The sequence below is a fragment of the Desulfolutivibrio sp. genome, from assembly GCF_036584575.1.
Classification (GTDB): domain Bacteria; phylum Desulfobacterota; class Desulfovibrionia; order Desulfovibrionales; family Desulfovibrionaceae; genus Desulfolutivibrio.
Genome location: NZ_JAZHDB010000041.1, coordinates 1 through 6,774 on the forward strand (window position 1 = coordinate 1; position 6,774 = coordinate 6,774).

General features: G+C 58.7%; 6 protein-coding genes and 1 pseudogene. 5 read left to right on the forward strand and 2 right to left on the reverse strand.

Translation table 11 applies throughout. The features are described from left to right. Both V3572_RS03250 and V3572_RS03255 read left to right on the forward strand, forming a co-directional pair. On the forward strand, window positions 1-678 hold a 678-nt coding region (locus V3572_RS03250; protein WP_332109539.1), incomplete at its 5' end, for a TPR end-of-group domain-containing protein. A 28-nt stretch (window positions 679-706) separates the two neighbouring features. Continuing rightward, window positions 707-1,066, forward strand: a complete 360-nt coding sequence (locus V3572_RS03255; RefSeq protein ID WP_332109540.1) for a hypothetical protein — start codon at window positions 707-709, stop codon at window positions 1,064-1,066. Window positions 1,067-1,166: 100 nt separating this feature from the next. On the opposite strand, the gene V3572_RS03260 is transcribed toward V3572_RS03255, so the two are convergent. Further along, on the reverse strand, window positions 1,167-1,958 hold the full coding sequence (locus V3572_RS03260) for a hypothetical protein (protein ID WP_332109542.1): 792 nt from the start codon (window positions 1,956-1,958) through the stop codon (window positions 1,167-1,169). A gap of 4 nt (window positions 1,959-1,962) precedes the next feature. After that, a pseudogene (locus tag V3572_RS03265) lies at window positions 1,963-2,028 on the reverse strand (PRC-barrel domain-containing protein); the annotation flags it as partial. Between the two features lie 605 nt (window positions 2,029-2,633). Here V3572_RS03265 and nifE point away from each other — a divergent pair. The 3 genes from nifE to V3572_RS03280 are packed head-to-tail and all read left to right on the forward strand — an operon-like array spanning window position 2,634 to window position 6,674. Further along, window positions 2,634-4,022 (forward strand): nitrogenase iron-molybdenum cofactor biosynthesis protein NifE, encoded by a 1,389-nt coding sequence (gene nifE / locus V3572_RS03270; RefSeq protein WP_332109543.1) that lies wholly within the window; start codon window positions 2,634-2,636, stop codon window positions 4,020-4,022. Then, window positions 4,019-5,374, forward strand: a complete 1,356-nt coding sequence (locus V3572_RS03275; protein ID WP_332109544.1) for a nitrogenase component 1 — start codon at window positions 4,019-4,021, stop codon at window positions 5,372-5,374. The genes nifE and V3572_RS03275 overlap by 4 nt, the downstream gene beginning before the upstream one ends. 22 nt (window positions 5,375-5,396) lie before the next feature. Next, window positions 5,397-6,674: a radical SAM protein gene (locus V3572_RS03280; RefSeq protein ID WP_332109545.1), complete on the forward strand. Its 1,278-nt coding sequence runs from the start codon at window positions 5,397-5,399 to the stop codon at window positions 6,672-6,674. Window positions 6,675-6,774: the final 100 nt, after the last annotated feature.

Below are 6,774 nucleotides of genomic sequence, written 5' to 3' on the forward strand. Positions count from 1 at the left end.
CTCAACAATTGGGGGAATGCCCTTGGCGATCTGGCCGCCCCGGACCTGACGCCTGTACCAGAAAAACGGCGAAAGCTCCTTCTCGATGCGTGCGAAAAATTCAAACAGGCATGCCGCATCAAACCGGATGATCATAAAGCGCTCAACAATTGGGGGAATGCCCTTGGCGATCTGGCCGCCCCGGACCTGACGCCTGTACCAGAAAAACGGCGAAAGCTCCTTCTCGATGCGTGCGAAAAATACGAACAGGCATGCAGCATCAAGCCGGATTTTCATGAAGCTTTCTACAATTTTGGACATGCATTATTAATAATTTCTTCTCCTGAATTAACTGAAGATGAAGACGAACGAGTGAGATTATTAACTCGAACCGAATCAAACTTCCTTGAAGCCCGTCGGCTCAATCCAAGAATTGCTGGCTACAACCTCGCTTGTGTTGCGTCTCGTACCAACAAACCAGATGGATGCCAAAAATGGCTCAGGGAATCACTTCGCGATAAATATTTCCCTGATTGCGACTACATCCGCACCGACACCGACCTCGATCCCGTGCGCAACGAACAGTGGTTCAAAGATTTCATGGCCGAGGTCTGCCCGGAGGATGAAGCAAAAAAATCCGATGGCACGCTCGACGACACGCCGCCTGCGGACGGCGGCGACGGTGCATCCGATTCATAGCTCACACATGGCTTTGTAGCGGGAGGCCGTGGACGGCCTCCCGTCATCATCCGCCGCCGCCCGCCTGCCGCATCCATTTCCCGCCCCGCCATCTCCGCCTCGCCCCGCGTTTCTTCTCCCCTCCTCCACCTATTTTCTCACTGGCATCGTTGCAGACGTCCATGCCCATGATGCCATTATTGATGCTTTATCCCTTTACGAGGATGGTGCTTTCCTCTTTGGTGATGCCAATTGCCCAGGCATCATGCGATTTGTGCGCAATCACAATACTGTAACCAACAAAATTTTCAACGTCATTACCACAGCAAAAGTCTATAATGTAATACTATTCCTGGTAGTTCGTTTTTCAAAAAATACTATTTACTCTGTGAGTCTTTCACCCGTGTAATGACGTATCGCAGGATGAAATCAATACGGCCGACCTGGAACAAGACTTTGTTTTTCAATGTGTTCAGTGGGCAACTGGCTGTCCATATTGGTCGCAGGCACTATTTTCCGATGCGAAACGCAAAAGGCTTCGTATCTATCAATCCTTCACCGTTGCCACTAAAGCCAGAGGCAACAAAGTTAAAAGAGCCCAATCGACCATCTTCGCAGACGACCGTTCCGTTTCCTTGGTTATCGTCCGTGTTTACGTATTCGCCCTGGCAGGTCACGCCTTGGTTCGTCGTGAGGGTTAATATACCACCACCGCTGAAGTACGCCGTGGCTTTGCCGGTGAACGTCTCCGGGGTATTATGTATTTCGCCCTCGACGGGGAGATTTATGGAAAGCTTTGCGTAAGCTCGCGATGTATATATAAAACTTGCAAACACAACAATAATGCATAGTAAACAAAGATACGGAAACGAAATACTTCTGCGTGACTTCTTCATAATTTCCTCGATATTACACGTGACTGACAATTCATCATGGGCCTGCACGTCGCCTGACATATGATTTACACAATCAGCGCCAAGTGGTCCAGAACTTTCACAAAGAGACAATACTCTTTCATCTACAACAGTGAACGGCGCCTGGCTCAAGAAGTTACGACAAAAAACTTCCAACTTTTTTTGGCAAGCTCCATTACGCTTGTAGAGGCATGATGGCGCCAAAAGAAAGAACCGTTCGTCGGCATATTTGAATTCGGCTTCACTTTGACCGCTTCTTTGCTTACACCAGGAAGCAGGACGCGCTTGTTTGTGATTTTGCAATGATTGACGCGGATGGCGACATCGTGGCGTCCATCCCCAGAAAACCACCCACGCCGATGAACGCGTCGGAAATACACTCGTCACGAGTTACGAGCAAGTCTTCAACCGTCCCGATATTTTCATTTGCGTCATTGAAAACATCCTTGTCAAGAATGTCGTTCTTGAGGCTCCATCCCTTGGTAGTTACGCAAAATTATCTAATTGTAAGACCAAGATTTGAAGCGGAGACATTGGATGTAGAAATTGGCATTTGAATGCTTCCATTTTCATACTGTTTGCTTCATGTATACAGAAGCATTACTAAATCTTAAACTACATGATGATTATAACATATCTTTCACATTATGCAACTAAATTTAAGCATTTTTTTGAAGAAAGAAAATACTATTTTTCATGTTCAAAATAGCATTCATATATTTTTTCTTGCTATAATATCAGCAAAATGTTCGGTTGGTTAGTTGTTAAAGCCGAGGATAAAAGAATCAATGATATTCATGAGATAGCTGGTAGCGACCACCCGCCAGGTTGGACCCTCCACCCGCAGCCCTTCCCCTCCCCATTCTCAGCACCTCCCGACACCTTCTCCCCACCCTCCAAACACCCTACAATTTTGTAACCTCACTTCTACGTTTTTGTTGTCGCAAAGCCCATCCGTAAACAGACGATATCATGTCATATCAGACAGATAACTGCATGGCACGCCCCTTGTAATCCCCCTCCCGCATCCGGCCCGCCGAGACGGCCGGAAAGGGAGACCGCATGGAACACGCCATCCTCGAAGAGCGCAAGGATCAGGTCCACGTCAAGGGCAGCGGCCCCTTCGCCATGGCCTGCAACCGCGACAGCCTGGCCGGGGCGGTGAGCCAGCGGGCCTGCGTCTTCTGCGGGTCGCGGGTGGTCCTCTACCCCATCGCCGACGCCCTGCACCTGGTGCACGGCCCCATCGGCTGCGCGGTCTACACCTGGGACATCCGGGGGGCCCTGTCGTCGGGGCCGGAGCTGCACCGCTTAAGCTTCTCCACCGACCTCCAGGAACGCGACGTCATCTTCGGCGGCGAAAAAAAGCTCAAGGCCGCCCTGCTCGAACTCATTGCCCGCCACAGCCCCAAGGCGGCCTTCGTCTACGCCACCTGCATCGTGGGCATCATCGGCGACGACGTGGGCGCGGTGTGCCGCCAGGTGGCCGAGGAGACCGGCATCCCGGTCATCCCGGTGCAGTCCGAAGGCTTCAAGGGCAACAAGCGCGAGGGCTACGCCGCCGCCTGCAAGGCCATGTTTACGCTCGTGGGCACCGGCGACGTGTCGGAGACGCCCAAGGTCAGCATCAACATCCTGGGCGACTTCAACCTGGCCGGGGAAATCTGGATCATCCGGGAATATTTCGAGCGCATGGGCGTGGCCGTGGTGGCCAACATCACCGGCGACGGCCGCGTGGACGACATCCGCCGGGCGCACGGCGCAGGCCTAAACGTGGTGCAGTGTTCCGGGGCCACCATGGAGCTGGCCAAGATGCTCCAGGACAAATACGACATCCCGTTTATCCGGGCCTCGTACCTGGGCATCGAGGACATGGCCGACTCGCTCTACGCCGTGGCCGAACACTTCAAGGACCGCGACCCGGGCATCGTGGCCCGCACCAAGGCCCTGGTGCGCGAGGAGCTCTCGAAGCTTCTGCCCGAGCTCAAAAAGTACCGCAAAGACCTGGAAGGCAAAAAGGCCGCCATCTACGTGGGCGGCGCGTTCAAGGCCTTCTCGCTGATCAAGGCCTTCAAGCACCTGGGCATGCGCGTGGTGCTGGTGGGCTCCCAGACCGGCACCCAGGAGGACTACGAGGAACTGGCCGCCATCTGCGACCCGGACACGGTCATCGTGGACGACACCAACCCCCTGGAGCTGTCGCATTTCATCAAGGAAAAAGACGTGGACGTGTTCGTGGGCGGTGTCAAGGAACGGCCCATCGCCTTCAAGCTCGGCGTCGGCTTTTGCGACCACAACCACGAGCGCAAGGAGGCCCTGGAGGGCTTCGTGGGCATGCTCAACTTCGCCAAGGAAATCCACGCCTCGGTCACAAGCCCGGTGTGGCGCTTCGTGCCCCGGCGCGAGATTCGGCCCGGGATTCGGCCCGAGGTTCAGGAGGTCAAGCCATGAAAGACGCGCCCTTCGTCTCCACCACCAACGCCTGCAAGCTGTGTACGCCCTTGGGCGCGGCCCTGGCCTTTCGGGGCATCGAGGGGGCCATCCCCTTCCTGCACGGCTCCCAGGGCTGCGCCACCTACATGCGCCGCTACATCATCAGCCATTTCCGCGAGCCCATGGACATCGCCTCCTCGGCCTTGGGCGAAAAGCAGGCGGTCTTCGGCGGCGGCCCCAATCTCAAAAAGGGCATCTTAAACGTCATGGAGAAGTACGGAGCCACCATGATCGGCGTGGCCTCCACATGCCTGACCGAGACCATCGGCGACGACGTGCCCCGGCTGGTCTACGAATTCAAGAAGGAATTCGCGGACCTGCCCCTGCCCGAGATCGTGACCGTGTCCACCCCAAGCTACTCCGGCACCCACATGGACGGCTGGCACGCCGCCGTGGCGGCCACGGCCGGACAACTGGCCGATCCCGAGGCCCCGAAGCACGACGGCATAAACGTCCTGCCCGGGCTCATCTCCCCCGAGGACATCCGACACCTCAAAGACATCTTCGAGGACTTCGGCCTGGCCGCCACCATCCTGCCCGACATCTCCGACACCATGGATGGCCCGGCCCTGCTCGACTACGAAAAAATCCCCTCCGGCGGCACCCCGCTTGCGGACATCCATGCCATGTCCGGGGCCAAGGCCACGCTGGAATTCGGCCGCGTGCTGGGGCTGGCCGAGAGCGCCGGGCATGTGCTGTCGCGCCGCTTCGGCGTGCCGTGCATCTCCCTTGGCCTGCCCATGGGCATCCGCGAGACCGACGCCCTGTTTACGGCCCTGGAAGGCGTCTCCGGACGCGCCACGCCGGGCCGCTACGTCCGCGAACGCGGCCGCTACGTGGACGCCCTGGTGGACGGCCACAAATACGTCTCGGGCAAGCGGGCCGTGGTCTACGGCGAGGAAGACCTGGTGGTCGGCCTGACCGCCTTTCTGGCCGAGATCGGCGTGCATCCGGTCCTGGTGGCCACGGGCGGCAAGGACAAGCGCCTGAAGGCCGCCATCGCCGAGGCCTGCGGCGACATGGTTCCCGAACTGCCGTCCATCCGCGAGGGTGTGGATTTCTTCGACATCGCGGCCGAGGCCGGGGAACTGGCGCCGGACCTGATGGTCGGCCACAGCAAGGGCTACCGCTACGCCCGGGAGTGGAACGTGCCGCTTATCCGGGTCGGCTTCCCCATCCACGACCGCTTCGGCGGCCAGCGCCTGCGCCATGTGGCCTACGGCGGGGCCCAGGCCATGTTCGACCGCATCGTCAACGCCGTGCTTGGCCGCAAACAAGACGCCAGTCCCGTGGGCTACGGCTACCTGTAAACAAACCGCAAAGGAGCTTGCGATGGATATCCAAAGGGATCTCTCCCGCCACCCCTGTTTCAACAAGGAAGCCTCGGGACAATGCGGACGGGTGCATCTGCCCATAGCCCCCAAATGCAACATCAAGTGCAACTACTGTGATCGCAAGCACGACTGCGTCAACGAGTCCCGTCCCGGCGTCTCCAGCGCCGTGCTCACCCCGCCCCAGGCCATGGTCTACATGGAAGAGGTGCTGGAAAAAGAGCCGCGCATCACCGTGGCCGGCATCGCCGGTCCCGGCGACCCCATGGCCAACTGGGCCGAGACGCACCACACCCTGAAACTCCTCAAGGAACGCTTCCCGCATCTGCTCTTCTGCCTGTCCTCCAACGGCCTGGCCCTGCCCGGCCATGTGGACGAACTGGCCGAGGTCGGGGCCACCCACGTCACCGTGACGATAAACGCCGTGGACCCGGACGTGGGCGCGAAGGTCTATTCCTGGGTGCGCGACGGCAAGCTCATCCTGCGCGGCCGGGCCGCCGCCGAACTGCTCATCAGCCGCCAGCTCGAATCCGTGCGCCTGCTCGCCGCCAAGGGCATCACCGTCAAGGTCAACACCATCGTGGTCCCGGGCGTCAACGACCACCATGTGGGTGAGATTTCCAAGACCGTGGCCGCGCTTGGCGCGAACATCCACAACATCATGGCCATGTTCCCCACGCCCAATACGCCTTTCGCGGAGATTCCCGAGCCCACCAAGGACCAGATCGCCGCCGCCAGACAGATCTCGGCCGCGTTTCTGCCCCAGATGACCCACTGCCGCCGCTGCCGGGCCGACGCCGTGGGGCTTTTGTGCTCCGACCGCTCGGGGGAATTCAGCGACATGCTGCGGGCCTGCTCCAAGGTCGTGCCCGGGGCGGACGAGAGTCGGCCCTACGTGGCCGTGGCCACCCGCGAGGGCATGCTCATCAACCTGCACCTGGGCGAGGCCTGGGCTTTTCAGATCTACGGCAAAAACGAGGGCGGCCTCTTTTTGGTGGAGGAGCGCGCCGCGCCCGAGCCCGGCGGCGGCCCGCGCCGCTGGGAGGAACTGGCCCGGGTGCTCAAGGACTGCCGCGCCGTGCTCTGTTCGTCCTACGGCGAAACCCCGGCCAAGCTCCTCATGGAGCGCGGCATCATGGTCCACGGCTGCTCGGGCCTCGTCGAGGACGGGGTGGAGGAGATATTTGGAACCGGCGACCTGACCAGCCTCAAGTCGCGCCGCAAGGGCCTGTCCGGGGCCTGCCGGTGCAGCGGCGGCAGCGGCGAGGGATGTGGGTGAGATTGTTGTTCATGGGGAGGGGGTTTCACCCCCTCCCCATACCCCTTTCACTTTAATTTATCTCAAAATTTCTTTCCTTTGGGAGACATTGAATATCATC